This is a genomic window from Klebsiella sp. K5-306, from assembly GCF_051835185.1.
Classification (GTDB): domain Bacteria; phylum Pseudomonadota; class Gammaproteobacteria; order Enterobacterales; family Enterobacteriaceae; genus Klebsiella; species Klebsiella oxytoca.
In genome coordinates this window covers 66,120-90,982 of record NZ_JAIFJY010000018.1, presented here as the reverse complement: position 1 = coordinate 90,982, position 24,863 = coordinate 66,120, and the positions used below count along the sequence as shown (strand labels likewise).

Genomic DNA, 24,863 nt, shown 5'->3' with positions numbered 1-24,863 from the left:
TGGTGCTGGCCCGCTCGTGGAGACTCTTTTTACCATTAACGCCTGTAAAACCTACGGTTGCCGTAACCTGGGTTTATCCTCTGCGGCCGACTACCGTTTTCCGGACTATCGGCTGGGTTATCCCGCGCTGTACTGCGCAGCCTGCGGCAGCTATCCACCGCTGTTTAATGATGATGAGTTCCGACCCTGGCTGGCCGCCTATCTGACGGATAACGCCCGGCGCTCTGGCTATTTTTGCCCGGCCTGTTATCGGCGAGATATAATTCGCTATGGCTACAACCCGAAGGGAACCCAGCGGCTTCAGTGCCGCCGCTGTGAAAAAGTCTGGACGCCAAAACATCACCATAGCCCGGTAATGGAGTACCCGCAGCATATCTGCAGCGTACCGTTGATTGTGCCGTTTCAGGGTCATGAGGCCGGGCAGAAACTCTATCTCTTACTCAGCTTCGACGCCGTACGCGGCAATGTTCTCCATCTTTCGTCGAACTTCACGCCTTTTCCGGTTGGCGCATCACTACGCTATCGCTGGCGGGGAAGAGAAGCGCCTCAGGGCATTGCGGGCGATATCGTTCAGCGAATCTCTCAGACCGAAGCGGGCTTTTTACAGCGCAGTCAATTCGATGAGATACAGTACGGCAGCGCCGCGCCAAAGCGTCATTCCCGCGGCGCCATTCTGCGCCCGGTCATCGCCGCACACGGTCATTTCAAGCTGCTCAGCCATCGTTTTCCAGCGATAAAAACGCACATCATTGCTCATGAATGTTTTTTACGCGGCGCGGCGATCGTTGCCTGGGCGCCTCTGTTTCGCCAGCGGAAAGGAGAGCTGTGGTATGTGGAGGAAGAGATAAACAACCCCGCCAGTTCGGCACCGTGGCGGCTGCAGGGCAAAACGCATCATGGCTGGTGGCAAAATCCGTGGCAGCTCTGGACGCAGGGAGAGAACCGAAAAATGGTCTGCCAGCTTGCCGGAACGCCGGACGAGAACGCCTCGCCCCCTGACCTCGCGGCCAGCCGACGCTTCACAACCTGGCTGGAAAAGAGACCCGAGTTCACGCAAAGCGCCCTGTTTTCAGCAGGGCGGGTGACGCAAATACTGGTCTCATTGGCTCAAGAGTATAACGCGACGCTTACAGCAGCTGCGCCAGACGATTGATATCCGACTGTATCGCCCCGGCGGTCACATCGCGACCAGCGCCCGGGCCGCGGATCACCAGCGGGTTATCGCGATACCAGCGGCTCTCAATGGCAAAGACGTTATCACACGGCAGCAGCGCCGCCAGCGGGTGCTCTTCGCGCACCGCTTCCACGCCGACGCGAGCTTTACCGTTGGCGTCAAAACGCGCCACGTAGCGCAGCACCAGCCCCATCTCGCGCGCTGCTTCCAGACGCTGCAGCATCTGGTCGTTCAGCGCTTCACCGTTCTCGAAGAAGTGATCCACCGAACCTTCTTCACAGTGGGCGGGCACCAGCGATTCTACGCGCACCTGATCCGGCTCGATGTCGTAGCCCGCTTCTCGTGCCAGGATCACCAGCTTACGCATGACGTCTTTCCCGGAAAGATCGACGCGCGGGTCCGGTTCCGTCAGCCCCTGCTGCCAGGCCTGATCGACCAGATCAGTAAACGGTACGGTGCCGTCAAACTGCAGGAACAGCCACGAGAGAGTGCCGGAGAAAATACCGCTCAGCGCCAAAATGGTATCGCCGCTATCAATCAAATCGCGCACCGTATGGTTGACCGGCAGACCGGCGCCGACGGTGGCGTTGTACAGCCAGTGGCGCCCGGTTTTCTCGAACGCATCGTGGATCTGGCGATATTTACTGCTGCTACTGGCGCCAGCCAGCTTATTCGCGCTGATAACGTGGAAGCCATGGCTGGCAAAATCGAGGTACTGATCGGCCAGCTGCTCGCTGGCGGTTACATCCAGCACCACTAAATCATCATACGGATGCGCGCGCATCCATAAGAACAACGACTCTTCATCCTGCTCAACGGCCTCATCATTAAAGAAAGCCAGCGCGCGACTGGCGTCTAGCCCTTCATAATTGAGCAGACTGCGGCGGCTATCCACGACGCCGGCAAGGATGAATTCAAACCCGGTGCGGGCGGAAAGCGTGGTCTGCTCGCGAGCAAACAGCTCCAGCCAGCGGGAACCAATGTTGCCTTTACCAAACAGTATCAGACCAATGCGTTTTTCCGCGCGGAACAGCGACTGATGCAGGCCCTGGATAAGGCTTTCTGTCGGCCCGGCGCGCAGCACCGCGACCAGGCTAATCCCCTCTTCTGATTGCCAGGTGAACTCTACCGGCTGGCCTTTTAGCTGCTGCCAGAAGCGGTGGCAGTGCAGCGGGTTACGGGTCACGCCAGCGCCGACCATCGCCACCAGCGCCAGCTTCTGACGCAGGCGCAGCTCGCCCGGCAACCCCGCTTCGTCGAGCAGCTTCAGGGCGCTGTCGGCGACTTCAGAGGTGTAGCAGAACTGCAGCAGCTTACGGTCGGCATGTACGCCAACCGCCAGTGGACGCAGCTGAGCGCGTTTTAAAATCGCGTCCAGCTCTTTATGCGCCAGTTTGAAATCCTGGCCGCCGGGCACCTGGAACTCAATCAGGCAGACATCATCATGGCTGGTAACGATTCGCGCGCCGGTACCGGAAGCCAGTACGCGTTCGATGCGCGTAGAGCCCTGATCCGGGGTGTAGCTACAGCGTAATTGTAAATCGATATCGCTGCCGGAAACCGGCTGCAGCGTACGGGCGTGCAGTACCGGAGCCGCCAGACGGGCCAGTTCGCTGGCTTCATCAAGACGCAGCAGCGGTAACAGGCAGGCATCTTTCACTTTGCGCGGATCCGCGCTGTAGACCCCGGCCACGTCGCTCCAGATAGTGACGCGGGACGCCCCGGCCAGCGCGCCGATCTGGGTGGCGGAATAGTCGGAACCGTTACGCCCGAGCAGTACGGTTTCCCCGGCGTTGTTACGCGAGATAAAGCCGGTTACAACCAGGCGTTTATTCGGATGCTGCGCTATCAGCTGCTGCAAAAGCGGGTAGGATAAACCTTCATCCACCTGCGGCTGTGGGGAGCGCTCGGCGCGTAAGAAGCTACGCGCATCCAGCCAGGCGGCTTCTACGCCCAGGTGATTCAACACCGCCGCCATCAGGCGGGCCGACCAGATTTCGCCGTGGCCGACGACTTCGGCATAGACCGCGTCCGTTACGCCGCCATCAAGCAGCCCGGCAAGGCGTTCAAGATCCAGAATAAACGTGGCGATTAGCGCGTCGGCAGCGTCCGGAGCAAGCAGTCCGGAAATCAGCTCCATCTGATAACGACGAAGCGATTGTTGCACCTGATGCGCAGAGAGGCGATCGGTCTGGCTGAGCTTCAGCCAGCTGATCAACTGGTTGGTGGTACTGCCGGCGGCGGAGACGACCATCATATCGCCCGCCTGCGAATACTCCGTCATGATACCCGCGACGCGCAGGTAACATTTCGCATCCGCTAAACTACTCCCACCAAATTTGTGCAGCTGACGACCCTTCGCCCCTGCCTGCGCAATCACACTCATGTTTATTCCTCGTTTGCTGCCCGGAAGCCATTTTCCAGGTCGGCAATTAAATCTTCACCATCTTCAATACCGGTCGAAATACGCAGAAGCGTTTCTGAGATCCCGGCGGCCGCACGCGCTTCAGGCGCCATGCCCGCATGGGTCATCGTCGCGGCGTGAGAAATCAGGCTTTCCACGCCGCCCAGCGATTCCGCCAGCGTAAACAGCGATAACCCGCTCAGGAAACGACGCAGCGTCTGCTCATCGCCATCCAGCTCGAAGCTTAACATCGCCCCAAAGCCTTTTTGCTGACGCGCCGCAATCTCATGCCCCTGGTTTTCCGGCAGGGACGGATGGTACAGTTTTTTCACCAGCGGCTGGGTTTTCAGGTAGTCGACAATCGCCAGCGCGTTGCGCTGCGCCACTTCCATACGCGGAGAAAGCGTACGTAAACCGCGCAGCAGCAGATAGCTATCAAACGCCCCGCCGGTGACGCCGATATTATTCGCCCACCATGCCAGTTCGGTGACGGTCGCCGGATCTTTGGCGATAACCACCCCGGCCACCACATCAGAATGACCGTTCAAATATTTGGTGCATGAATGCAACACCAGATCGGCGCCCAGCGCCAGCGGATTCTGCAAAGCCGGGCTCAGGAAGGTGTTATCAACCACGCTGACCGCTCCAGCCTCACGCGCCAGACCGCAGATTTTCGCAATATCCACAACTCTCAGCAATGGATTACTTGGGCTTTCGACCAGAACCAGCTTCGGTTTTTCCGCCAGTGCGGCGCGCAGCGCCTGTTCGTCATTCTGATCGACAAACAGCACGCGATAGCAGCCACGCTTCGCCAGGCTATCAAACAGACGGTAGCTGCCGCCGTAGCAGTCGTGAGGCGCCACCAGCAGATCGCCCGGTTTCAGGAAGACGGTAGTCACCAGCAGAATTGCCGACATCCCGGTATTCGTCAGGACCGATCCTGCGCCGCCCTCCAACTCCGCCAGCGCGCGCTGCACAACATCACGTGTCGGATTACCGCGACGAGAGTAGTCGTGGGCGCGCGGTTCGTTAAATCCGGTGAAGTTATAGGTGCTGGAAAGATGAATGGGCGGGACAACGCAACCGTACTGCTCGTCGTCATTTAAACCGCTACGCACTGCGATGGTGGCCTGTTTACGCGTCATGTTGGGGAGTTCCTGGCTGAGTCGGTGAAAAGTCAGGTGTCAGAGTAATCATTGTTATAATAGACGTCAATACATCTGGACATCTAAACTTCTTTGCGTATAGATTGAGCAAACCGGAAATAGCCGTTAAAATTATATGCATTAGCGCACATCCGTGGCGGCTTGTTTGGTGTCAGACGCGCCCCTCTACGGTAAACTACGCGCAATTATGGCCGGGACCCACGTTCAGGCCCTTAACTAATGAATAGAGGATTAAAGGTAACTCATGGCTGAATGGAGCGGCGAATATATCAGCCCATACGCTGAGCACGGTAAGAAGAGTGAACAAGTAAAAAAAATTACGGTTTCCATTCCTCTGAAGGTGTTAAAAATCCTCACCGATGAACGCACGCGTCGTCAGGTGAACAACCTGCGTCACGCGACTAACAGCGAACTGCTGTGCGAAGCGTTCCTGCATGCCTTTACCGGTCAACCGTTGCCTAACGATGAAGACCTGCGTAAAGAGCGCAGCGATGAAATCCCGGAAGCGGCAAAAGAGATTATGCGCGAACTGGGCATCGACCCGGATACGTGGGAATACTAAAATCACTCAGGGCGGCGGGGCAAACCAGCCGCTCTTTTTAGTTGGATAACAAGGATGTTATGCCATGAAATACTGCGTACTGGCGCTGAGCCTGGCGTCGGCCTTTCCGGCGCACGCCTGGGTGCCGCAAACCGGCGATATCGTTTTTCAAATCTCCCGCTCATCGCAAAGCAAAGCCATTCAGCTGGCGACCCATTCCGCTTACAGCCACACCGGTATGGTGGTGATCCGTCATAAAAAACCTTACGTCTTTGAAGCCATCGGGCCCGTGGTTTACACGCCGCTGCAAAAGCTGAGCGAATTCGACCTCAGATCCCCGCTCGTTCGTGCCAGACTCAGAGAGCGTTACGGTCAGGCGATCCCGATGGACGAAACCGTCATCTCGCCGCAGGCGCTATTTGACGCGCCGCAGCTGGAAACCGTTGAAAAAAACTGACCTCTGTTCCCGAGGTAATTGATCGTGAAAAATCTGCTTGTTGCCTGGATAGTCCTCCTGCTTTACGGCTGCGCCACCTATCCTCAGGCCATCAAACCGACGCCAGAAAAACCGTCGTCCGGGCCAGAAATCTATATCGTCAATCACGGCTGGCACACCGGGATTATCCTGGCCGCCAATGACGTGAACAAAATTCTGCCGCAGCTTAACGTACGCTTTCCTCAGCGGGAACAGTGGTATGAAATCGGCTGGGGCGATAAAGGTTTTTATCAATCGCAGGAGATAACCACCCGACTTACGCTGCAGGCTATGTTCTGGTCATCCGGCGCGGTAATGCACGTAGTCGCCTTTTCAGGAGCGCCCGAAAGCTATTTTTCCGCAAGCGCAATGACGGCATTAAGCCTTACCCCGGGCCAGAATAATAGCCTGCTGCGCTACATCGGTCGCAGCTTTGCCCGTAATGAACGAGGGGAGCTGATACCGTTGAAAAAAGGGATCTACGGCGACAGCCAGTTTTACGCAGCAAACGGCCGCTACGGGATATTTAATACCTGTAATAAATGGACGGCAAAGGGACTGGAAAGCGCGGGAATGGCCATGAACACTTCGTTAAAACTGACGGCGGGAAGCGTGATGAAGGCGGTAGAAGAGAATAAAAGCTGTCTGAATCGATACTGCTATCCTCTGTAAAGCAGAGACAAAAAAGCCGCCCTGAGGCGGCTTCTTCAGCAAATTACTTGCTGGTACCCGGTACGCTGAAACGCTTGTTAAAGCGGTCAACACGACCACCGGTAGCAACATCACGCTGTTTGCCAGTGTAGAACGGGTGGCATTTACCGCACACGTCGAGGTTCAGGTCGTGACCTACGGTAGAACGGATTTTCATGACGTTACCGCAAGAGCAGGAAGCAGTAACTTCTTCGTATTTCGGATGAATATCTTTTTTCATGGGAGAACCTCAGTTAAGGCCGCGTCGCTCTTCCAGCCCTAACGCCAGACACCACGCGATGTTAATAATTCCCGGAGCGATTACACTACCGGGTAATAGATTTTGATGCTGCACGAAGCACATCAAAGGCGGCGAATCATACAGAATTTGACCAGCATATGCAAACTGATCCGCGAGCCCTTATCACAATGTGTATACTAACCCGCCAGATTTCAAGTCAGGAAGATTAAATGCCCGTCGCTCATGTTGCCCTGCCCGTTCCGCTGCCCCGCACTTTTGACTATTTGCTGCCTGAAGGTATGCCGGTCAAAGCGGGCTGTCGCGTGCGCGTTCCGTTCGGCAAGCAGGAGCGGATAGGTATCGTGACGGCAGTCAGCGAACGCAGCGAGCTGCCGCTTGACGAACTCAAGCCGGTGGCCGAAGTTCTTGATGCCGAGCCGGTCTTCTCCTCTTCGGTCTGGCGGCTGCTGCTGTGGGCGGCGGACTATTACCACCACCCCATCGGCGATGTACTGTTTCACGCGCTACCGATCATGCTGCGCCAGGGGAAACCCGCCAGCGCGGCGCCAATGTGGTACTGGTTTGCCACCGAACAGGGGCAAGCGGTTGATATCAACAGCCTTAAGCGCTCGCGCAAACAGCAGCAGGCGCTGGCGGCGCTGCGTCAGGGAAAAATCTGGCGCCATCAGGTTGCCGAACTGGAATTTAACGATGCCGCGCTGCAGGCGCTGCGGGGTAAAGGCCTTGCCGAACTCGCCAGCGAAGCGCCCGCTATCACCGACTGGCGAACAGGCTTCTCGGTGCCCGGAGAGCGCCTGCGGCTTAATACCGAACAGGCCACCGCCGTTGGCGCGATTCATAGCGCCTCGGACCGTTTTTCCGCCTGGCTGCTGGCCGGGATCACCGGCTCCGGCAAAACGGAAGTTTATCTGAGCGTCCTTGAAAACGTGCTGTCGCAGGGGCGCCAGGCGCTGGTAATGGTGCCGGAAATCGGCCTGACGCCGCAGACAATCGCCCGTTTCCGCCACCGTTTTAACGCCCCGGTAGAGGTCCTGCACTCCGGGCTGAACGACAGCGAGCGCCTCTCCGCGTGGCTAAAAGCCAAAAACGGCGAAGCGGCGATTGTGATTGGAACCCGCTCGTCGCTATTTACCCCTTTTAAAGACCTCGGGGTAATCGTGATCGATGAAGAGCACGACAGCTCTTACAAACAGCAGGAGGGCTGGCGCTACCATGCGCGCGATCTGGCGGTCTGGCGCGCCCACAGCGAGCAAATCCCGATCATCCTGGGCACGGCAACCCCGGCGCTGGAAACGCTTCATAACGTCCGCCAGGGCAAGTATCGCCAGCTCAAGCTGACCAGGCGCGCGGGAAATGCGCGGCCGGCTCAACAGCATGTCCTGGATTTAAAAGGCCAGCAGCTGCAGGCCGGGCTGTCCCCGACGCTGATTAGCCGCATGCGCCAGCATCTGCAGGCCGATAACCAGGTCATTCTGTTTTTGAACCGCCGCGGATTCGCGCCGGCGCTGTTGTGCCACGACTGCGGCTGGATAGCAGAGTGCCCGCGCTGCGACAGCTACTACACGCTGCATCAGGCTCAGCATCATCTGCGCTGCCACCACTGCGACAGCCAGCGTCCGATCCCGCGCCAGTGCCCCTCCTGCGGCTCTACGCATCTGGTGCCGGTAGGTTTGGGCACTGAGCAGCTTGAACAGGCGCTGGGACCGCTGTTCCCCGATATCCCGATTTCCCGTATCGACAGAGATACCACCAGCCGCAAAGGCGCGCTTGAGCAATATCTTGCCGATGTTAATCGCGGCGGCGCGCGCATTCTTATCGGCACACAGATGCTGGCGAAGGGTCACCACTTCCCGGATGTCACCCTGGTTTCCCTGCTGGACGTTGACGGTGCGCTGTTCTCCGCCGATTTCCGCTCGGCGGAACGCTTCGCTCAGCTTTATACCCAGGTATCGGGCCGCGCAGGCCGTGCCGGCAAACAGGGCGAGGTGATCCTGCAGACCCATCATCCTGAACATCCGCTGCTGCAAACGCTCCTCTATAAAGGATACGACGCGTTTGCTGAGCAGGCGCTGGCGGAGCGGCAAAGCATGCAGCTGCCGCCGTGGACCAGCCACGTGCTGATTCGCGCCGAAGACCATAACAATCAGCAGGCGCCGCTCTTTTTACAGCAGTTGCGGAATTTACTGCAGGCCAGCCCGCTGGCGGATAGCAAGCTCTGGGTGCTCGGTCCGGTTCCGGCGCTGGCGCCAAAGCGCGGAGGCCGCTGGCGCTGGCAAATACTCCTGCAGCATCCGTCGCGTAGTCAGCTACAGCATATCGTCAGCGGGACGCTGGCGTTGATCAACACGCTGCCGGAAGCGCGAAAAGTGAAATGGGTTCTGGATGTCGATCCTATTGAAGGTTAAGGCTTCTGTTGCGAGGCGGATCGAAAAATTCAACCACCATCACGTTTTTCATGAAAATTCTGTAACTCTCTGGATGTACTATCTGTTAAAAATGTGGCTGATGTCAGAACGCCAGGGATGTGTCTGCGCAAGCCAGCGAGGAGAAAACAGGTGAAGCCCAAAAAACAGATCGTTGCCGCCACCATGAAAGACGTCGCCCAGAAGGCAAACGTCTCTACGGCAACCGTATCCCGAGCGTTAATGAACCCGGATAAGGTTTCGCAGAGCACGCGCAACCGGGTTGAACAGGCCGCGCTTGAAGTCGGCTATTTACCGCAATCGCTCGGGCGCAACATGAAACGCAACGAGTCGCGCACCATTCTGGTGATAGTGCCGGATATCTGCGATCCCTTCTTTAGCGAGATTATTCGCGGCATTGAAGTCACCGCGGCGGAGCAGGAGTATCTGGTACTGATTGGCGATTGCGCCCATCAGAATCGTCAGGAAAAGACCTTTATTGACCTGATTATTACCAAGCAGATCGACGGCATGCTGCTGCTGGGCTCTCGTCTGCCCTTCGATGCGGGCGTAGAAGAACAGCGCAATCTGCCGCCGATGGTCATGGCCAATGAATTCGCTCCCGAGCTGGAGCTGCCGACGGTGCATATCGACAACCTCACCGCCGCGTTCAACGCCGTTAACTATCTGCACGAACTGGGGCATCGCCGCATTGGCTGTATCGCCGGTCCGGAAGAGATGCCGTTATGCCATTACCGCCTGCAGGGCTATGTCCAGGCGCTACGCCGGAGCGGAATAACCGTCGATCCGCACTATATCGCCCGCGGTAATTTTACCTATGAAGCCGGCGCCAACGCCCTGGAGCAGTTGCTGACGCTCCCGGAACCACCGACGGCGATTTTCTGCCATAGCGATATCATGGCGCTGGGCGCATTATCGCTGGCGAAGCGTCGCGGCCTGAAAGTTCCTGAAGATCTGTCTATTATTGGTTTTGATAACATCTCTTTGTCTGAATTTTGCGATCCGCCATTGACGACGGTCTCGCAACCACGTTTTGATATTGGCCGCGAAGCGATGCTACTTTTACTGGATCAACTGCACGGCCACAGCGTCAGCAGCGGGTCACGATTGCTCGACTGCGAGCTTATCGTTCGCGGCAGTACGCGCAAAATCCGAACATAATCTTCAGGCTTTCGGGCCTGCTCTTCTGGTCAAAGGCCCGCCGCTTAAGTAACATGGCGGGCTGAAAAACGAATAAGACAGCGAAACGATAGTGGCACAACGAGATTATGTACGCCGCAGCCAACCGGCTTCTTCGCGGCGCAAAAAGAGCAACTCCCGAAGCTCAAGGAACAAGCAAGGCGGCCTTTCGGCGGTTTCACCTGCTATGGTGGCGATCGCCGCGGCGGTGCTGGTGGCCTTTATCGGTGGACTGTACTTCATCACGCACCACAAGAAAGAAGAAGCTGAAGCGCTGCAGAATCGCCAGGCGGCGGGCAATGGCTTGCCGCCGAAACCCGAAGAACGCTGGCGCTATATTAAAGAGCTGGAGAGTCGCCAGCCCGGCGTCCGCGCGCCTACGGAACCCACGGCAGGCGGTGAAGTCATGAAACCGGAGCAGCTGACGGACGAGCAGCGCCAGCTGTTAGCGCAAATGCAGGCTGATATGCGTCAGCAGCCTACGCAGCTGACCGAGGTGCCGTGGAATGAACAAACCCCGGCGCAGCGCCAGCAAACCCTACAGCGTCAGCGTTTAGCGCAACAGCAGGTGCAGCAACAGCAGTTAGCGCAGGCCCAGACGCAGGTACAGCAACCGCGTACGCAGCCTCGGGCCGTCGAGCAAGCCAAACCGGTACAGCAGCAGCCGAAGCAAACGGCATCGAATCAGCAGCCGTATCAGGATCTGCTGCAAACGCCGGCGCATACCAGCACCGCCCAGCCAAAAACGCAGGCCGCCGCGCCGGTAACCCGCGTTGAAGAAGCGCCTAAAACCGCTACCGCGGAGAAAAAAGACGATCGCAGCTGGATGATCCAGTGCGGGTCCTTTAAAGGCGCAGAGCAGGCGGAGACCGTTCGCGCGCAGCTGGCGTTTGAAGGCTTCGCCTCGCATATCACCACCAATAACGGCTGGAACCGCGTAGTGATTGGGCCGCTGAAGGGCAAAGAAAACGCCAGCAATATGATTGAACGGCTGAAGATGGCCGGACACGCAAACTGCATTCGTCTCGCCGCCAGGGGTTGAAACCCTTAAAAACCCCCCCATCTATAATTGCATTCTGCCCCGCGTAAACCGCGGGGCCCCTATTCCGCTTTTGCAACCAAGGGGTCTGCTCGTGACTACAATTGTAAGTGTTCGCCGTAATGGCCATGTCGTTATTGCCGGTGATGGCCAGGCTACGCTGGGCAACACCGTAATGAAAGGCAACGTGAAAAAAGTGCGCCGCCTGTACAACGACAAAGTGATCGCCGGCTTTGCGGGCGGCACCGCTGACGCCTTCACGCTGTTCGAACTGTTTGAACGTAAGCTGGAAATGCATCAGGGCCATCTGGTGAAAGCCGCCGTTGAGCTGGCGAAAGACTGGCGTACCGACCGCATGCTGCGCAAGCTGGAAGCCTTGCTGGCCGTGGCTGACGAAAACGCATCCCTCATCATCACCGGTAACGGTGACGTGGTGCAGCCAGAAAATGATTTGATTGCTATCGGCTCCGGCGGTCCTTACGCCCAGGCCGCGGCTCGCGCCCTGCTGGAAAATACCGATATGGGCGCACGCGATATCGCAGAGAAAGCGTTGAATATTGCAGGTGATATCTGCATTTATACCAACCACTTCCATACCATCGAAGAATTACCGTCTAAAGCGTAAGGATCTCCCATGTCTGAAATGACCCCACGCGAAATTGTCAGCGAACTGGACAAACACATTATCGGCCAGGACGCAGCCAAGCGCTCCGTCGCCATCGCTCTGCGTAACCGCTGGCGTCGTATGCAGCTCAACGAAGAGCTGCGTCACGAAGTCACGCCAAAAAACATTCTGATGATCGGTCCGACCGGCGTCGGTAAAACAGAAATCGCCCGTCGTCTGGCAAAGCTCGCCAACGCGCCGTTCATCAAGGTGGAAGCCACTAAATTCACCGAAGTGGGCTATGTTGGTAAGGAAGTGGACTCGATTATCCGCGATCTGACCGATGCGGCGATCAAAATGGTACGCATGCAGTCCATCGATAAAAACCGCTACCGTGCCGAAGAGCTGGCGGAAGAGCGCATCCTCGACGTGCTTATCCCACCGGCGAAAAACAACTGGGGCCAGGCTGAACAGCCTCAGGAACCCTCCGCCGCGCGCCAGTCTTTCCGTAAAAAACTGCGCGAAGGGCAGCTCGACGACAAAGAGATTGAGATCGACCTCGCCGCCGCGCCGATGGGCGTAGAAATCATGTCCCCTCCGGGCATGGAAGAGATGACCAGCCAGCTGCAGTCGATGTTCCAGAACCTGGGCGGACAGAAGCAAAAGCCGCGTAAGCTGAAAATCAAAGACGCGATGAAGCTGCTGATCGAAGAAGAAGCGGCTAAGCTGGTCAATCCGGAAGAGCTGAAGCAGGATGCCATCGACGCCGTTGAACAGCACGGTATCGTGTTTATCGATGAGATCGACAAAATCTGTAAGCGCGGCGGCAACTCGTCCGGTCCTGATGTCTCTCGTGAAGGCGTACAGCGCGATCTGCTGCCGCTGGTTGAAGGCTGCACCGTTTCCACCAAGCACGGCATGGTGAAAACCGATCACATCCTGTTTATCGCCTCCGGCGCGTTCCAGGTAGCCAGCCCATCCGACCTGATTCCTGAATTACAGGGGCGTCTGCCGATTCGCGTTGAGCTGAAAGCGCTGACCACCCACGACTTCGAACGTATTCTGACCGAGCCGAACGCGTCCATCACCGTACAGTATAAAGCGCTGATGGCCACCGAAGGCGTCAATATCGAATTCACGGATGACGGCATCAAGCGTATCGCGCAGGCTGCCTGGCAGGTCAACGAAACCACCGAGAACATCGGCGCGCGTCGCCTGCATACCGTCCTGGAGCGTCTGATCGAAGATATCTCCTACGATGCCAGCGAAATGAATGGCCAAACCGTCACCATTGATGCGGAATATGTCGGTAAGCATCTGGATGTTCTGGTGGCAGATGAAGATCTGAGTCGTTTTATCTTATAATCCGGTTCAATATATTTTCATCACTATAGATGGGGCTATAGATACCCTAAATAATTCGAGTTGTCACAAGGCGGCCTTTGGCTGAGTGCCCTCATTTTTCCCGGCAGTGTACCTGAGTACATGGCTGGGTTGAATGAGCGTAGCCAACGCACCTGCAGCTTGACGTATCAAGGGTAGAGCCCCATTTTTTATTGGCCGGGACTTATGACCGAACACGCTATCACTCGCACTCAGGCCTGGCTGGAAAGCCTGCGCCCCAAAACGTTGCCTCTGGCCTTTGCCGCCATTATTGTCGGCTCCGCTCTGGCCTGGCATCAGGGAAGTTTCGATCCCTGGGTTGCCCTGCTGGCAATCATTACCGCCGGTTTACTGCAAATCCTCTCCAATCTGGCCAATGATTATGGCGACGCGGTAAAAGGCAGCGATAAGCCCGACCGTATCGGCCCCCTTCGCGGCATGCAGAAAGGGGCAATTACCCAGGCGCAGATGAAACGCGCGTTGATACTCACCGTAGCGCTGATTTGCCTTTCTGGCCTGGCGCTGCTGTTCCTGGCCTGGCAAACCATGGCCGACTTTATCGGTTTTATGGTGCTTGGCGGACTCTCAATCGTTGCTGCAATTACCTATACCGTCGGCACCCGTCCTTACGGCTACATCGGCCTTGGCGATATTTCAGTGCTGATTTTCTTCGGCTGGCTGAGCGTCGTGGGAAGCTGGTATCTTCAGGCGCACAGCGTGGAAGCGGTCATTTTCTTACCCGCCACTGCCTGCGGTTTGCTGGCGACGGCGGTGCTGAATATTAACAATCTGCGTGATATCGACAGCGATCGTGAAAACGGTAAAAACACCCTTGCGGTACGCCTCGGGCCGGTTAACGCTCGTCGCTATCATGCCTGCCTGCTGCTTGGCGCGCTGCTATGCCTGGCGCTGTTTAATCTGATCTCACTGCATAATCCGTGGGGCTGGCTGTTCCTGCTGGCCACCCCGCTGCTGGTTAAGCAGGCGCGTTATGTCATGCGCGAGCGCGATCCGGTCGCCATGCGCCCAATGCTGGAAAGAACCGTAAAAGGCGCCCTGTTAACCAACCTGCTGTTTGTTATCGGAATTATTTGCAGCCGACTCGCGGCTTAACTGACAAATATCAATTAACAATTGATGATTTTGCCAACAGCACGATTCACGAGATATACTGAAAATTCTCGCAGCAACTGAACGTTAAGCCTATGAAATACGATACTTCCGAGCTTTGTGACATCTACCAGGAGGATGTCAACGTCGTGGAACCTCTGTTCTCCAACTTTGGGGGGCGCTCGTCGTTTGGTGGACAAATCATCACGGTAAAATGTTTCGAGGATAACGGGTTGCTCTACGATATGCTCGAACAGAACGGCCGTGGCCATGTCCTGTTAGTTGACGGTGGTGGTTCCGTTCGGCGCGCATTGATTGACGCTGACCTGGCGCGTCTGGCCGTACAAAACGAGTGGGAAGGGCTGGTCGTCTATGGCGCAGTGCGTCAGGTTGACGACCTGGAAGATCTGGATATCGGTATCCAGGCGCTGGCCGCCATTCCCGTTGGCGCCGCAGGGGAAGGCATCGGCGAAAGCGACATTCGCGTCAACTTCGGCGGCGTCACCTTCTTTTCCGGCGACCATCTCTACGCCGATAACACCGGGATCATCCTTTCGGAGGATGCTCTGGATATCGAGTAGCGTCCCGCCCATAAAAAAGGCCTTCTCTCTGAGAAGGCCTTTTTGTTTGCGTCTGAGCTTAGTACAGCTTCTTAGCGCAATCCAGCCAGTCGCTTTTAAACGGACGCTTCATGTTTTCGATAGCGTCGATGATGTCGTGGTGAACCAGCTTCTCGTTCTGAATACCGACGCAACGGCCGCCGAATCCCTGCAGCAGCAGGTCAATCGCGTACGCGCCCATGCGGGATGCCAGAATACGGTCATAAGGAACCGGGGAGCCGCCGCGCTGAATGTGGCCCAGTACGGTTGCGCGAGTTTCACGGCCGGTCTCTTTCTCAATATAGTGAGCCAGCTCGTCGACGTCGCACATATGCTCGGTGATCGCCACAATCGCGTGTTTTTTACCTTTCGCGATACCCGCCTTGATTTCAGCAACCAGATCGTCGCGAGTGTACTCAACCTCAGGAACCATGATGAATTCGCAGCCGCCGGAGATGGCTGCCGCCAGGGTCAGGTCGCCGCAGTAACGGCCCATCACTTCAACAACGGAAATACGCTGGTGAGAGGAAGAAGTATCACGCAGGCGGTCAATAGCCTCAACCACGGTGCTCAGAGCGGTAAAGAAACCGATGGTGTAGTCGGTGCCTTTAATATCGTTGTCGATGGTGCCCGGCAGACCGATGCAAGGGAAGCCCATCTCAGTCAGGCGTACGGCGCCCATATAAGAACCGTCACCGCCGATGACTACCAGCGCATCGAGGCCGCGCTTTCTCATATTTTCAATCGCGACGGCGCGAATATGTTCTTCGCGGAATTCTGGAAAACGCGCCGAACCCAGGAAGGTGCCGCCGCGGTTGATCATATCGGAAACGCTGTAGCGGTCGAGCTGAACCATGCGATCTTCATACAGGCCGAGGTAACCGTCATAGATTCCAAAAACTTCCAGACCTTCCGTTAATGCCGCGCGCACAACGCCGCGAATTGCTGCGTTCATGCCCGGGGCATCACCGCCACTTGTCAACACACCGATTTTCTTAATCATGACTACCTCTGAACTTAGGAAGCAAAAAATAATCCTGTTGCCTGAAGCGCCCCTCACCAGGAGTGCACAACGATAATTGCAATAGTATATCAAACGCTTCTGGCTGAATTGATTCAGGTCAGACCAAATGGCGGTAATTTATACAAATAATGCCGATCCGCCCCACATTTTTACATCGAGTTTACAGATAACAACTTAAAGATCATAAAACACCCTGCTGCGCTAACGGCACCACCGAACAGGGGTCCTGGTGGATAATCACATCGGAACCCGGGAATCGGAGCAACAGCGCCTGCTCCACCTGATCGGCAATCACATGTGCCTGAACCAGCGGGAGATTATCTTCCATTTCCAAATGAATCTGAATAAAGCGAGTCGGCCCTGACTGCCGCGTACGTAGATCGTGCGCCCCGCTGACGCCTGGCCATGCGGTCACGATATTGATAATTTCCTGGCGTTCCTCATCAGGTAACGCGCGGTCTAATAACGACTGAACGGCGTCATAACCCATGCGCAGCGCGCTATATAAAATATAGACGCCTATACCTAATGCAAACAGCGCATCAGCACGATGCCAGCCGTACCATGAGAGAGCCAGCGCCACCAGAATTGCGCCGTTCATCATAACATCAGACTGATAATGAAGCATATCCGCCCGCACCGCCTGACTTTGCGTTTTTCTCACTACCCAGCGCTGAAAGGTCACCAGCACCAGCGTGCTTATCAGCGCAACCAGCGTCACTACCATCCCGACACCCGCCGCGTTCATCGGCTCAGGCCGCACGAGGTGCTGGATACCAGTCAAGAACAGAAACAGTGCCGATCCAGAAATAAACATGCTTTGCGCCAGCGCGGCCAGCGATTCCGCCTTGCCGTGACCAAAGGTATGTTCTTCATCGGCGGGTTGTAGCGAATAACGCACCACCAGCAGGTTGGTTAACGAGGCGGCGATATCCACCAGCGAATCAACCAGCGCCGCCAGAATACTCACTGAGCCGGTATACCACCACGCAAAAATCTTAATTAAAAGTAACGCAGAGGCCATCACCGTCGCCGCAATCGCCGCGCGACTCACCAGCTGCCCATAGGATTGATTCATAAACGCTCCTTACTTCGCGATGCGCTTAGTATAACCCGATAATTTACCGCGACGGGGAGCCGGGAAGAGGCTGAATAACAGGCAAAAAAAACCCCCACATCATGTGGGGGAAGACAGGGATGGTGTCTATGGCAAGGAAAACAGGGTTGTTACTGGGGTTGCAGGGTATTGCTACTACTCGAAAGCATCATCGCTGAGCCTTTTTGCATCCTTGCAACCTCACGCAACTGGTTCATTCGTTGCTGGTGCTTAGCGTTTAAAACCGCTTGCTGCTCTGGCGTTAACAGGTGGTACATCTGGTTGCGAACTTTTGCCATTTCAACCTGGCGGGCAACCTGTTCCTGCGCCATCTTATCTGCCTGAGCGCGTACAGCGTTTTCATCAAAATTTTCTGCGGTGACAAGGCGATGCATTGTCTCCATTTCGCTAACATTAACGGGTGGCCTTTCGTGGCGTGCCCGCTGCATAAGATCTCGTAACTGTTGCCGTTGGTGTTCAGTTAAACTTATGCCGTCAAACATATGGCTCTGGCTGCTGCGCTGGACCCCTTCGTCTCCGGGGAGCCAGTTAACGCTGGTGACGACTTCAGCGGCTTGGCTATATGCACTTAGCGCCAGCGTTGAGGCCATGACGGCAGCGATAACATTGCGCATCACATACTCCCAAAACGTTTGTGTCGCGATTCAACGATAGAGAGTTTACGATGCAGGCTGCAAACATGCGTCAGGGGGTGTAAAACAACGTAAAGTCATGGATTAGCGAGCCTTGATGACGTAATTTCTGCCTCGGAGGTATTTAAACAATGAATAAAATCCTGTTAGTAGATGATGACCGGGAGCTCACCTCCCTGTTAAAAGAGCTGCTCGATATGGAAGGTTTTAATGTGCTCGTAGCCCATGACGGGGAACAGGCGCTGGCCCTTCTGGACGACAGCATCGATTTACTTTTGCTTGATGTGATGATGCCGAAGAAAAACGGTATCGATACACTCAAAGAGTTGCGTCAGACGCACCAGACCCCGGTTATCATGCTAACGGCCCGCGGGAGCGAGCTGGATCGCGTTCTCGGCCTCGAGCTGGGCGCGGACGATTATCTGCCTAAGCCGTTCAACGATCGTGAGCTGGTAGCGCGTATACGCGCTATTCTGCGCCGATCGCACTGGAGCGAGCAGCAGCAGACAACCGAAGCCGGTTCACCGACGCTGGAAGTGGATGCGCTAAGCCTTAACCCCGGTCGCCAGGAAGCCAGCTTCGATGGCGTGACCCTGGAACTGACCGGCACCGAGTTCACCCTGCTCTATCTTCTGGCGCAGCATCTTGGCCAGGTGGTATCGCGTGAACATCTTAGCCAGGAAGTATTAGGTAAACGCCTGACGCCATTCGACCGCGCAATCGATATGCACATCTCCAACCTGCGGCGTAAGCTGCCGGAGCGCAAGGACGGCCATCCGTGGTTTAAAACGCTGCGCGGACGCGGCTATCTGATGGTATCGGCTTCATGATTGGAAGTTTAACCGCACGCATCTTCGCTATTTTCTGGCTCACGCTGGCGCTGGTGTTGATGCTGGTTCTGATGCTGCCCAAGCTGGACTCGCGCCAGATGACCGAGCTGCTGGAGAGCGAGCAACGTCAGGGCATCATGATTGAACAGCACGTCGAGGCCGAACTGGCGAACGATCCGCCGAACGACCTGATGTGGTGGCGTCGTCTGTTTCGCGCTATCGATAAGTGGGCTCCGCCGGGCCAGCGTTTGCTGCTGGTCACCAGCGAGGGTCGCGTCATCGGCGCGGAACGCAACGAAATGCAGATTATCCGCAACTTTATCGGCCAGGCGGATAACGCCGACCATCCGCAGAAAAAACGCTATGGTCGTCTGGAAATGGTCGGGCCTTTTTCCGTCAGGGATGGAGAAGATAACTACCAGCTCTATCTGATTCGCCCTGCTAATACCTCACAATCAGACTTCATCAATCTGCTGTTCGACCGGCCTTTGTTGCTGCTCATCGTCACGATGTTAGTCAGCGCCCCGCTGCTGTTATGGCTGGCGTGGAGCCTGGCGAAACCCGCGCGTAAGCTCAAAAATGCCGCCGATGAAGTCGCCCAGGGCAACCTGCGTCAGCATCCGGAGCTGGAAGCCGGTCCGCAGGAGTTTTTAGCCGCCGGGACCAGTTTTAACCAGATGGTGACCGCGCTGGAGCGCATGATGTCCAGCCAGCATCGTCTGCTGTCCGATATCTCGCACGAACTGCGCACGCCGCTGACCCGCCTGCAGTTAGGCACCGCATTGCTGCGCCGCCGCAGCGGGGAAAGCAAAGAGCTGGAGCGGATTGAGATGGAAGCGCACCGGCTGGATAGCATGATCAACGACCTGCTGGTGATGTCGCGCAATCAGGCGAAAACCGCGCTGGTCAGCGAGACGGTGAAAGCCAACCAGCTGTGGGGCGAGGTGCTGGATAACGCCGCCTTTGAAGCCGAACAGATGGGGAAATCGTTCACCGTCGAGTATCCGCCGGGGCCCTGGCCGCTGTACGGTAACCCCAATGCGCTGGAAAGCGCGCTGGAGAATATCGTGCGTAACGCGCTGCGCTACTCGCATACCAAAATTTCGGTAAGCTTCTCGGTGGATAAAGATGGCATCACGGTTAACGTCGATGATGACGGCCCGGGCGTAAGTCCGGAGGATCGCGAGCAGATTTTCCGTCCGTTCTACCGTACCGATGAGGCGCGCGATCGCGAGTCTGGCGGTACCGGGCTGGGGCTGGCGATTGTCGAAGCGGCAATCCAGCAGCATCGCGGTTGGGTGAAAGCCGACGACAGCCCGCTGGGCGGCTTGCGCTTAACCCTGTGGCTGCCGCTGTACAAGCGTACCTGATTCTCCCGGCCTGCGCTTCGCCAGGCCGGGTTCGAAACGGGTAGCCCGGATAAGGCGCAACGCGCCGCCATCCGGGAACGCGCACGGAAGCGCTATTTCCCCCACAATCTCCGCGAATTATTTTCGATCTTCCCGCTCAGGCGCCGTTTCTGCATGGTACGGCTCCAGCTTACCGACAGCCCCGCCGCCGATAGCAGGCGGTGATACTGCTCGTCATCGAACGGCATTTGCCAGGCAATAGCTCCCGCCTCGTGAACGCTAACGTCGCTGAGGCGGGAAACCAGCGCCAGCGGCGCATCGCCGGACACTCGTCCGCCCGCCACTACCCGATACAGCCAGCCGGTTTTGCCGCTATTCTGCATAAGCTGCGCCATGTCGCTGACGGCAAAATGGTAGTTAAGCTTGAAGCACGGCGATCGCGGCTGCGTCACCTGAATCAGCGCCTCTCCCCAGCGGAAGATATCGCCAATATAGACATTTTTTTCCGTCAGCCCTTCGGTCGAGAGATTTTCGCCAAACGCCGGGGCGCAGAAAAGATCCGCCTGCTGCGGAAGTTCACGGGCCCAGTGGGCATAGTGTTCACGGGGATAGTGGCACAGCGCGCGGTCCGGCCCGCCGTGAATTTTCTTCTCCGCCTGCTCATCGCCCTCCAGCCCCAAATCGCCGAGGGTCAGTTCACCGTCGATCTGAATTTTACCGATGGCGCTTGGACGGCTGCCGTCGTAATCCCTTACCTTGCCCACAAAGACATTCACCGGATAGTGCATCGCTGCTCCTTTGCTGCGGATATAAAAAAAGCGAGTCATCAGACTCGCTTCTCGCTCAGCACAATGCAACCTTATTTTTTGGCGGCAAAACGCGCTGCGGCTTCGTCCCAGTTCACCACGTCCCAGAACGCTTTAATGTAGTCCGGACGACGGTTCTGGAATTTCAGGTAGTAAGCGTGTTCCCATACGTCCAGGCCCAGAATCGGGAAGCCGGAAGCGCCGGAGATTGCTTCGCCCATCAGCGGGGAGTCCTGGTTAGCGGTAGAAACCACCGCCAGCTTGTCGCCTTTCAGCACCAGCCACGCCCAGCCGGAGCCGAAACGGGTAGCAGCCGCTTTTTCAAATTCCGCTTTAAAGTTATCAACGGAACCGAAATCACGCTCGATAGCCGCTTTCAGGTCGCCCTGCAGGGTGGTACCTGTTTTCAGGCCTTTCCAGAACAGGCTGTGGTTAGCGTGGCCGCCGGCGTTGTTACGCAGCACGGTTTTTTTGTCTGCCGGCAGCTGATCCAGTTTGGTAATCAGCTCTTCTGCGGACAGGTTCGCGAATTCAGGCAGGCTTTCCAGCGCTGCGTTGGCATTATTAACGTAGGTCTGGTGGTGTTTAGTGTGATGGATTTCCATCGTCTGCTTGTCAAAATGCGGTTCCAGGGCGTCATAAGCGTACGGCAGGGCAGGCAGTGTATAACTCATAATCATCTCCATTATTGTCGAGCGGCGGAAAGTGTTAATGCCGCGTAAGCAGTTGGTTCATTATAGTTAATTAAATGATATTGAAAACGCTTATCAATGCCGTATTTTTAATAAGGTTATAACAAGGGGGAATAGATGTAGTTTTGTGATACAGAACAACTAATTAAGTTTTTGGTTGCCAGGTTCCGCCTTCTGGTGGCAACAGCTTAAAGGCGGAAAAACTGACCGATTTTTACACTCATCGGGTCGGAAGAAGATTTATCCGATAAAAAATAGATGAGGATAAAATCAATGAATCACGCGATTACGATGGGTATTTTTTGGCATTTGATAGGTGCAGCCAGTGCAGCCTGTTTCTATGCCCCGTTCAAGAAAGTTAAACATTGGTCCTGGGAAACAATGTGGTCAATCGGCGGGATCGTCTCCTGGCTGATCCTCCCCTGGGCCATCAGCGCCATGCTGCTGCCCGACTTCTGGGCCTATTACGGTTCTTTTAACGCCTCCACGCTTCTGCCCGTTTTCCTGTTCGGCGCCATGTGGGGCATCGGTAATATTAACTACGGCCTGACGATGCGCTATCTCGGCATGTCGATGGGGATCGGCATCGCCATTGGTATTACGTTGATTGTCGGTACGCTCATGACCCCGATTCTCAATGGTCAGTTTGATGTTCTCATTAACACTAAAGGCGGCCAGATGACGCTGCTCGGCGTGCTGGTTGCGGTGATTGGCGTGGGCATCGTCACCCGGGCAGGCCAGTTGAAAGAACGCAAAATGGGCATCAAGGCCGAAGACTTCAATCTGAAAAAGGGCCTGCTGCTGGCGGTGATGTGCGGCATCTTCTCCGCAGGTATGTCGTTCGCCATGAACGCCGCCAAGCCGATGCACGAAGCCGCCGCCGCGCTCGGCGTCGACCCGCTTTACACCGCGCTGCCAAGCTATGTGGTGATCATGGGCGGCGGCGCGCTGGTTAACCTCGGCTTCTGCTTTATCCGGCTGGCAAAAGTGAAAAATCTGTCGATAAAAGCCGACTTCTCGCTGGCAAAACCGCTCATTATCAGCAATATCCTGCTTTCCGCGTTAGGCGGCCTGATGTGGTATCTCCAGTTCTTCTTCTACGCCTGGGGCCACGCCAGCATCCCGGCGCAGTACGACTACATGAGCTGGATGCTGCATATGAGCTTCTATGTGCTGTGCGGCGGGCTGGTAGGCCTGATCCTCAAAGAGTGGAACAACGCCGGTCGTCGTCCTGTGGGCGTCCTCAGCCTCGGCTGCGTGGTGATTATCATCGCCGCCAATATCGTCGGTCTGGGAATGGCGAACTAGCGTCGTCAGGCGGCGGCGCGACTGCGCTGCCGCCACTGCCCCGGCGTCATGCCTATCTCGCGGTTAAACACCACCGAAAAGTAATTACTGTCTTCAAACCCGCACTGCATCGCCACTTCGCCAATCAGCCGTTCGGTATGCTGCAGCAGATACTGCGCGTGGCAAATACGCAGCTGGCGCAGGTAGTGGTTGATAGTCATCCCCGTCTGCTGACGAAACTGCTGGCGCAGCGCGCGCTCGCTGCACCCTTCCCGCTCGCAAAAACGGTCAAGAAAGAAGGGACGATTGAGGCTGCCCGCCAGCTCGGTGAGCAGCTTATCGAGCAGCGCTTCGCTTTGAGTTGCCGCCAGATTATCGGTGGCGTAGCGATAGCGCTGAAGAATAAGCACCAGCTGCGCAAACAGCAGTTCGGCCATATTATTGGCCTGCGCATCGCTACGACAGCTCTCATGCTCCAGCTGGGTAATCACCTGTCTGACCTGCGCCATTCCGCTGCTGCCAATTCGCCAGTGCGGAACCCACGGGGTGCCGAACAGACCCGGAATGTGCGCCGCCCAGTCAAAGTTAAGCCGCAGCCGATCCGGGCAATAAATGACGTTTTGCAGGACAAGATCGTTTACCGAGGCGTAGGAGTGCTTATCTTCCGCGCGGATATAGAACAGATCGCCGCGGGTAATGCGCCACGGGCGATCGTTAAGAACGTGCAGGCCGTTTCCCCGCCACACCAGCACCAGTTCGCAGAACTCATGGGTGTGCTCGGCGAAGACGTTTTGCGGATAGCGATCCGCTACCGCCACCGCCTGAGCGGGGGAGGCAAAAAATTCATCTTTGCGAAGAATCAGCTGACCTGCCACGACATCAACTCCGAACATAAATAACGTTTCATTATTCGCGTTTATGTCTGCTAAAACGTTGACTGCTCTCCCGTTACTGAAGAATGGCGTCGCGCCCCTGGCGAATATCGCGCGGAGACCAGTCAAATTCACGGCGAAAAAGCGTCGAAAAGTGGTTACTGTCGCCGAATCCGCAGCGATAGGCGATATCGGTCACGCTGTCATCGCTGTGGCGCAGCAGATGGCGCGCTTTCATCAACCGCACCCGATTCAGGTAGCGCTGCGGCGTCAGTCCGGTTTGCTGTTTTAACTGACGATGCAGAGTTCGCAAAGAGAGCGAAAACCGCGCCGCCACCTCTTCCCAGCAGATATCTTCGGCAAAATGATCTTCCAGCCAGGCCATTAAATGGTTGAGCCGCGCGTCATTGTTGGCTGCGCCTTCGGCGAGGCTGCTTTTACGCAGGTGCACCAGCAGCTGCATAAATAAAATCTCGCGGCTGGCGATGGCGTGCATATCCGCATCCGCGCCAACGTTCTCCATCTGCTCCACAATCTGCCGCACCTGCTGCAATGCATTCTGATTCACCCGCCAGTGTGAGAGATAGTTCCCCTCCTGCTCCTGCGGCAACAGTTCGTTCAGGCCGGACAAAAAGCGAAATGCGTCCGGCGCGCGATAGAGCACATTAGTCAGGCATAAATTATCCGTGTGCTCGTAGAGATGACGATCGTGATCGCGGATAAAGCACACTGATCCGCCACTGATGGTATAGGGCTGGCCGTTGAAAACGTGAATCCCGGTGCCGTGCTCCACAATAACAATCTCATGAAAATCATGATGATGCTCAGGAAAAGCGGATTGCGGGAGCCGCGGCTCAATGGCGACAGCTGAAACGCCGGACTTAAAGAAATCCACACTGTGCAACATAGTCATAGCCGCTCCTCGAAATGAGAAAAGTTATCAATCAGTGGAGCAAATAGTAATTAAGGGGCGGCGATCCGGCCTTCAATTTTTGACCGCAAAATTCGTAAAGCCTGCCGCTTTTTCAAGAAATGGCGGGAAAGATCGGGAACTGCGGACAACATCACATCCCTCCATCCAGCGCAGATAAAACGAAACTGTGACCTCTCTCACGGTCACCTTTGCTTTCTTGCCAGCGGCCAATTTTCCCTGTCAGTAACAAGAAGGTGAGCCTGAGGCGACTTTTTTAGACTGCATGCAATGA

At 56.2% G+C, this 24,863-nt stretch carries 24 protein-coding genes; 14 read left to right on the top strand and 10 right to left on the bottom strand.

The window, feature by feature from the left end:
- The first annotated feature begins 16 nt into the window (after positions 1-16).
- Positions 17-1,153 carry a hypothetical protein gene (locus K2184_RS23485; protein ID WP_053064499.1) on the top strand — a complete coding sequence of 379 codons (1,137 nt, stop codon included), beginning with the start codon at positions 17-19 and terminating at the stop codon, positions 1,151-1,153.
- Here K2184_RS23485 and K2184_RS23480 read toward each other — a convergent pair.
- Both K2184_RS23480 and metB read right to left on the bottom strand, forming a co-directional pair.
- Positions 1,128-3,560: a bifunctional aspartate kinase/homoserine dehydrogenase II gene (locus K2184_RS23480; protein WP_004107549.1), complete on the bottom strand. Its 2,433-nt coding sequence runs from the start codon at positions 3,558-3,560 to the stop codon at positions 1,128-1,130. The two genes, K2184_RS23485 and K2184_RS23480, sit on opposite strands and share 26 nt — an antisense overlap.
- 2 nt (positions 3,561-3,562) lie before the next feature.
- Positions 3,563-4,723 carry a cystathionine gamma-synthase gene (gene metB / locus K2184_RS23475; protein ID WP_049128819.1) on the bottom strand — a complete coding sequence of 387 codons (1,161 nt, stop codon included), beginning with the start codon at positions 4,721-4,723 and terminating at the stop codon, positions 3,563-3,565.
- Positions 4,724-4,988: 265 nt separating this feature from the next.
- Here metB and metJ point away from each other — a divergent pair, with 265 nt between their 5' ends.
- The 3 genes from metJ (at position 4,989) to K2184_RS23460 (ending at position 6,432) form a co-directional block, all read left to right on the top strand.
- Positions 4,989-5,306, top strand: coding sequence for a met regulon transcriptional regulator MetJ (gene metJ, locus K2184_RS23470; RefSeq protein ID WP_004107547.1), 318 nt, complete (start codon positions 4,989-4,991; stop codon positions 5,304-5,306).
- A gap of 64 nt (positions 5,307-5,370) precedes the next feature.
- Complete coding sequence (locus tag K2184_RS23465) at positions 5,371-5,742, top strand: YiiX/YebB-like N1pC/P60 family cysteine hydrolase (RefSeq protein ID WP_053064498.1); 372 nt, start codon at positions 5,371-5,373, stop codon at positions 5,740-5,742.
- Positions 5,743-5,766: 24 nt separating this feature from the next.
- Complete coding sequence (locus K2184_RS23460; RefSeq protein ID WP_049128818.1) at positions 5,767-6,432, top strand: TIGR02117 family protein; 666 nt, start codon at positions 5,767-5,769, stop codon at positions 6,430-6,432.
- Positions 6,433-6,475: 43 nt separating this feature from the next.
- On the opposite strand, the gene rpmE is transcribed toward K2184_RS23460, so the two are convergent.
- Positions 6,476-6,691: a 50S ribosomal protein L31 gene (gene rpmE / locus K2184_RS23455; RefSeq protein WP_004107543.1), complete on the bottom strand. Its 216-nt coding sequence runs from the start codon at positions 6,689-6,691 to the stop codon at positions 6,476-6,478.
- 230 nt (positions 6,692-6,921) lie between these two features.
- On the opposite strand from rpmE, the gene priA reads away from it, so the two are divergent.
- From priA to rraA, 7 genes are all read left to right on the top strand, one after another.
- Complete coding sequence (gene priA, locus K2184_RS23450) at positions 6,922-9,117, top strand: primosomal protein N' (RefSeq protein ID WP_032729193.1); 2,196 nt, start codon at positions 6,922-6,924, stop codon at positions 9,115-9,117.
- 150 nt (positions 9,118-9,267) lie between these two features.
- Positions 9,268-10,296, top strand: a complete 1,029-nt coding sequence (gene cytR, locus K2184_RS23445) for a DNA-binding transcriptional regulator CytR (protein WP_004107539.1) — start codon at positions 9,268-9,270, stop codon at positions 10,294-10,296.
- Between the two features lie 91 nt (positions 10,297-10,387).
- Entirely contained in the window at positions 10,388-11,356 is a 969-nt protein-coding gene (gene ftsN / locus K2184_RS23440; protein ID WP_071530263.1) for a cell division protein FtsN, read from the top strand.
- Between the two features lie 91 nt (positions 11,357-11,447).
- Positions 11,448-11,978, top strand: a complete 531-nt coding sequence (hslV, locus tag K2184_RS23435) for an ATP-dependent protease subunit HslV (protein WP_004107530.1) — start codon at positions 11,448-11,450, stop codon at positions 11,976-11,978.
- 9 nt (positions 11,979-11,987) lie between these two features.
- Positions 11,988-13,322 (top strand): HslU--HslV peptidase ATPase subunit, encoded by a 1,335-nt coding sequence (gene hslU / locus K2184_RS23430; protein ID WP_004107529.1) that lies wholly within the window; start codon positions 11,988-11,990, stop codon positions 13,320-13,322.
- 204 nt (positions 13,323-13,526) lie between these two features.
- Entirely contained in the window at positions 13,527-14,453 is a 927-nt protein-coding gene (gene menA / locus K2184_RS23425) for a 1,4-dihydroxy-2-naphthoate polyprenyltransferase (RefSeq protein WP_004107525.1), read from the top strand.
- A gap of 92 nt (positions 14,454-14,545) precedes the next feature.
- Positions 14,546-15,031, top strand: a complete 486-nt coding sequence (rraA, locus tag K2184_RS23420; protein WP_105889438.1) for a ribonuclease E activity regulator RraA — start codon at positions 14,546-14,548, stop codon at positions 15,029-15,031.
- A 58-nt stretch (positions 15,032-15,089) separates the two neighbouring features.
- Here the strand turns inward: rraA and pfkA are convergent, their stop codons facing one another.
- The 3 genes from pfkA to cpxP form a co-directional block, all read right to left on the bottom strand.
- Positions 15,090-16,052 carry a 6-phosphofructokinase gene (gene pfkA, locus K2184_RS23415; protein WP_004107521.1) on the bottom strand — a complete coding sequence of 321 codons (963 nt, stop codon included), beginning with the start codon at positions 16,050-16,052 and terminating at the stop codon, positions 15,090-15,092.
- A gap of 202 nt (positions 16,053-16,254) precedes the next feature.
- Positions 16,255-17,151 (bottom strand): CDF family cation-efflux transporter FieF, encoded by an 897-nt coding sequence (fieF, locus tag K2184_RS23410; protein WP_004107519.1) that lies wholly within the window; start codon positions 17,149-17,151, stop codon positions 16,255-16,257.
- 149 nt (positions 17,152-17,300) lie between these two features.
- Positions 17,301-17,804 (bottom strand): cell-envelope stress modulator CpxP, encoded by a 504-nt coding sequence (cpxP, locus tag K2184_RS23405; RefSeq protein WP_004107516.1) that lies wholly within the window; start codon positions 17,802-17,804, stop codon positions 17,301-17,303.
- Positions 17,805-17,953: 149 nt separating this feature from the next.
- Between cpxP and cpxR the strand changes: the two genes are divergently transcribed.
- Both cpxR and cpxA read left to right on the top strand, forming a co-directional pair.
- The gene (gene cpxR / locus K2184_RS23400) at positions 17,954-18,652 is read left to right on the top strand and encodes an envelope stress response regulator transcription factor CpxR (protein ID WP_004107514.1); all 699 of its coding nucleotides are present in this window, start codon (positions 17,954-17,956) and stop codon (positions 18,650-18,652) included.
- Positions 18,649-20,022 (top strand): envelope stress sensor histidine kinase CpxA, encoded by a 1,374-nt coding sequence (gene cpxA, locus K2184_RS23395; RefSeq protein WP_004107505.1) that lies wholly within the window; start codon positions 18,649-18,651, stop codon positions 20,020-20,022. Before cpxR ends, cpxA begins: the two co-directional genes overlap by 4 nt.
- 92 nt (positions 20,023-20,114) lie before the next feature.
- Here the strand turns inward: cpxA and yiiM are convergent, their stop codons facing one another.
- Positions 20,115-20,789, bottom strand: a complete 675-nt coding sequence (gene yiiM, locus K2184_RS23390; RefSeq protein WP_004107502.1) for a 6-hydroxyaminopurine reductase — start codon at positions 20,787-20,789, stop codon at positions 20,115-20,117.
- A 71-nt stretch (positions 20,790-20,860) separates the two neighbouring features.
- The gene (sodA, locus tag K2184_RS23385; RefSeq protein ID WP_004107495.1) at positions 20,861-21,481 is read right to left on the bottom strand and encodes a superoxide dismutase [Mn]; all 621 of its coding nucleotides are present in this window, start codon (positions 21,479-21,481) and stop codon (positions 20,861-20,863) included.
- 291 nt (positions 21,482-21,772) lie between these two features.
- On the opposite strand from sodA, the gene rhaT reads away from it, so the two are divergent.
- Positions 21,773-22,807, top strand: a complete 1,035-nt coding sequence (gene rhaT, locus K2184_RS23380; protein ID WP_004107493.1) for an L-rhamnose/proton symporter RhaT — start codon at positions 21,773-21,775, stop codon at positions 22,805-22,807.
- A 5-nt stretch (positions 22,808-22,812) separates the two neighbouring features.
- On the opposite strand, the gene rhaR is transcribed toward rhaT, so the two are convergent.
- Entirely contained in the window at positions 22,813-23,661 is an 849-nt protein-coding gene (gene rhaR / locus K2184_RS23375) for an HTH-type transcriptional activator RhaR (RefSeq protein ID WP_004107490.1), read from the bottom strand.
- A gap of 73 nt (positions 23,662-23,734) precedes the next feature.
- Positions 23,735-24,571, bottom strand: a complete 837-nt coding sequence (rhaS, locus tag K2184_RS23370) for an HTH-type transcriptional activator RhaS (protein ID WP_004107487.1) — start codon at positions 24,569-24,571, stop codon at positions 23,735-23,737.
- Positions 24,572-24,863: the final 292 nt, after the last annotated feature.

Excerpts from the sequence above, each read along its gene's own strand:
- K2184_RS23480 (WP_004107549.1), bottom strand. The coding sequence starts at position 3,560 with ATGAGTGTGATTGCGCAGGCAGGGGCGAAGGGTCGTCAGCTGCACAAA.
- metB (WP_049128819.1), bottom strand. The coding sequence starts at position 4,723 with ATGACGCGTAAACAGGCCACCATCGCAGTGCGTAGCGGTTTAAATGAC.
- metJ (WP_004107547.1), top strand. The coding sequence starts at position 4,989 with ATGGCTGAATGGAGCGGCGAATATATCAGCCCATACGCTGAGCACGGT.
- K2184_RS23465 (WP_053064498.1), top strand. The coding sequence starts at position 5,371 with ATGAAATACTGCGTACTGGCGCTGAGCCTGGCGTCGGCCTTTCCGGCG.
- rpmE (WP_004107543.1), bottom strand. The coding sequence starts at position 6,691 with ATGAAAAAAGATATTCATCCGAAATACGAAGAAGTTACTGCTTCCTGC.
- priA (WP_032729193.1), top strand. The coding sequence starts at position 6,922 with ATGCCCGTCGCTCATGTTGCCCTGCCCGTTCCGCTGCCCCGCACTTTT.
- hslU (WP_004107529.1), top strand. The coding sequence starts at position 11,988 with ATGTCTGAAATGACCCCACGCGAAATTGTCAGCGAACTGGACAAACAC.
- menA (WP_004107525.1), top strand. The coding sequence starts at position 13,527 with ATGACCGAACACGCTATCACTCGCACTCAGGCCTGGCTGGAAAGCCTG.
- rraA (WP_105889438.1), top strand. The coding sequence starts at position 14,546 with ATGAAATACGATACTTCCGAGCTTTGTGACATCTACCAGGAGGATGTC.
- pfkA (WP_004107521.1), bottom strand. The coding sequence starts at position 16,052 with ATGATTAAGAAAATCGGTGTGTTGACAAGTGGCGGTGATGCCCCGGGC.
- fieF (WP_004107519.1), bottom strand. The coding sequence starts at position 17,151 with ATGAATCAATCCTATGGGCAGCTGGTGAGTCGCGCGGCGATTGCGGCG.
- cpxP (WP_004107516.1), bottom strand. The coding sequence starts at position 17,804 with ATGCGCAATGTTATCGCTGCCGTCATGGCCTCAACGCTGGCGCTAAGT.
- cpxR (WP_004107514.1), top strand. The coding sequence starts at position 17,954 with ATGAATAAAATCCTGTTAGTAGATGATGACCGGGAGCTCACCTCCCTG.
- cpxA (WP_004107505.1), top strand. The coding sequence starts at position 18,649 with ATGATTGGAAGTTTAACCGCACGCATCTTCGCTATTTTCTGGCTCACG.
- yiiM (WP_004107502.1), bottom strand. The coding sequence starts at position 20,789 with ATGCACTATCCGGTGAATGTCTTTGTGGGCAAGGTAAGGGATTACGAC.
- sodA (WP_004107495.1), bottom strand. The coding sequence starts at position 21,481 with ATGAGTTATACACTGCCTGCCCTGCCGTACGCTTATGACGCCCTGGAA.
- rhaT (WP_004107493.1), top strand. The coding sequence starts at position 21,773 with ATGAATCACGCGATTACGATGGGTATTTTTTGGCATTTGATAGGTGCA.
- rhaS (WP_004107487.1), bottom strand. The coding sequence starts at position 24,571 with ATGACTATGTTGCACAGTGTGGATTTCTTTAAGTCCGGCGTTTCAGCT.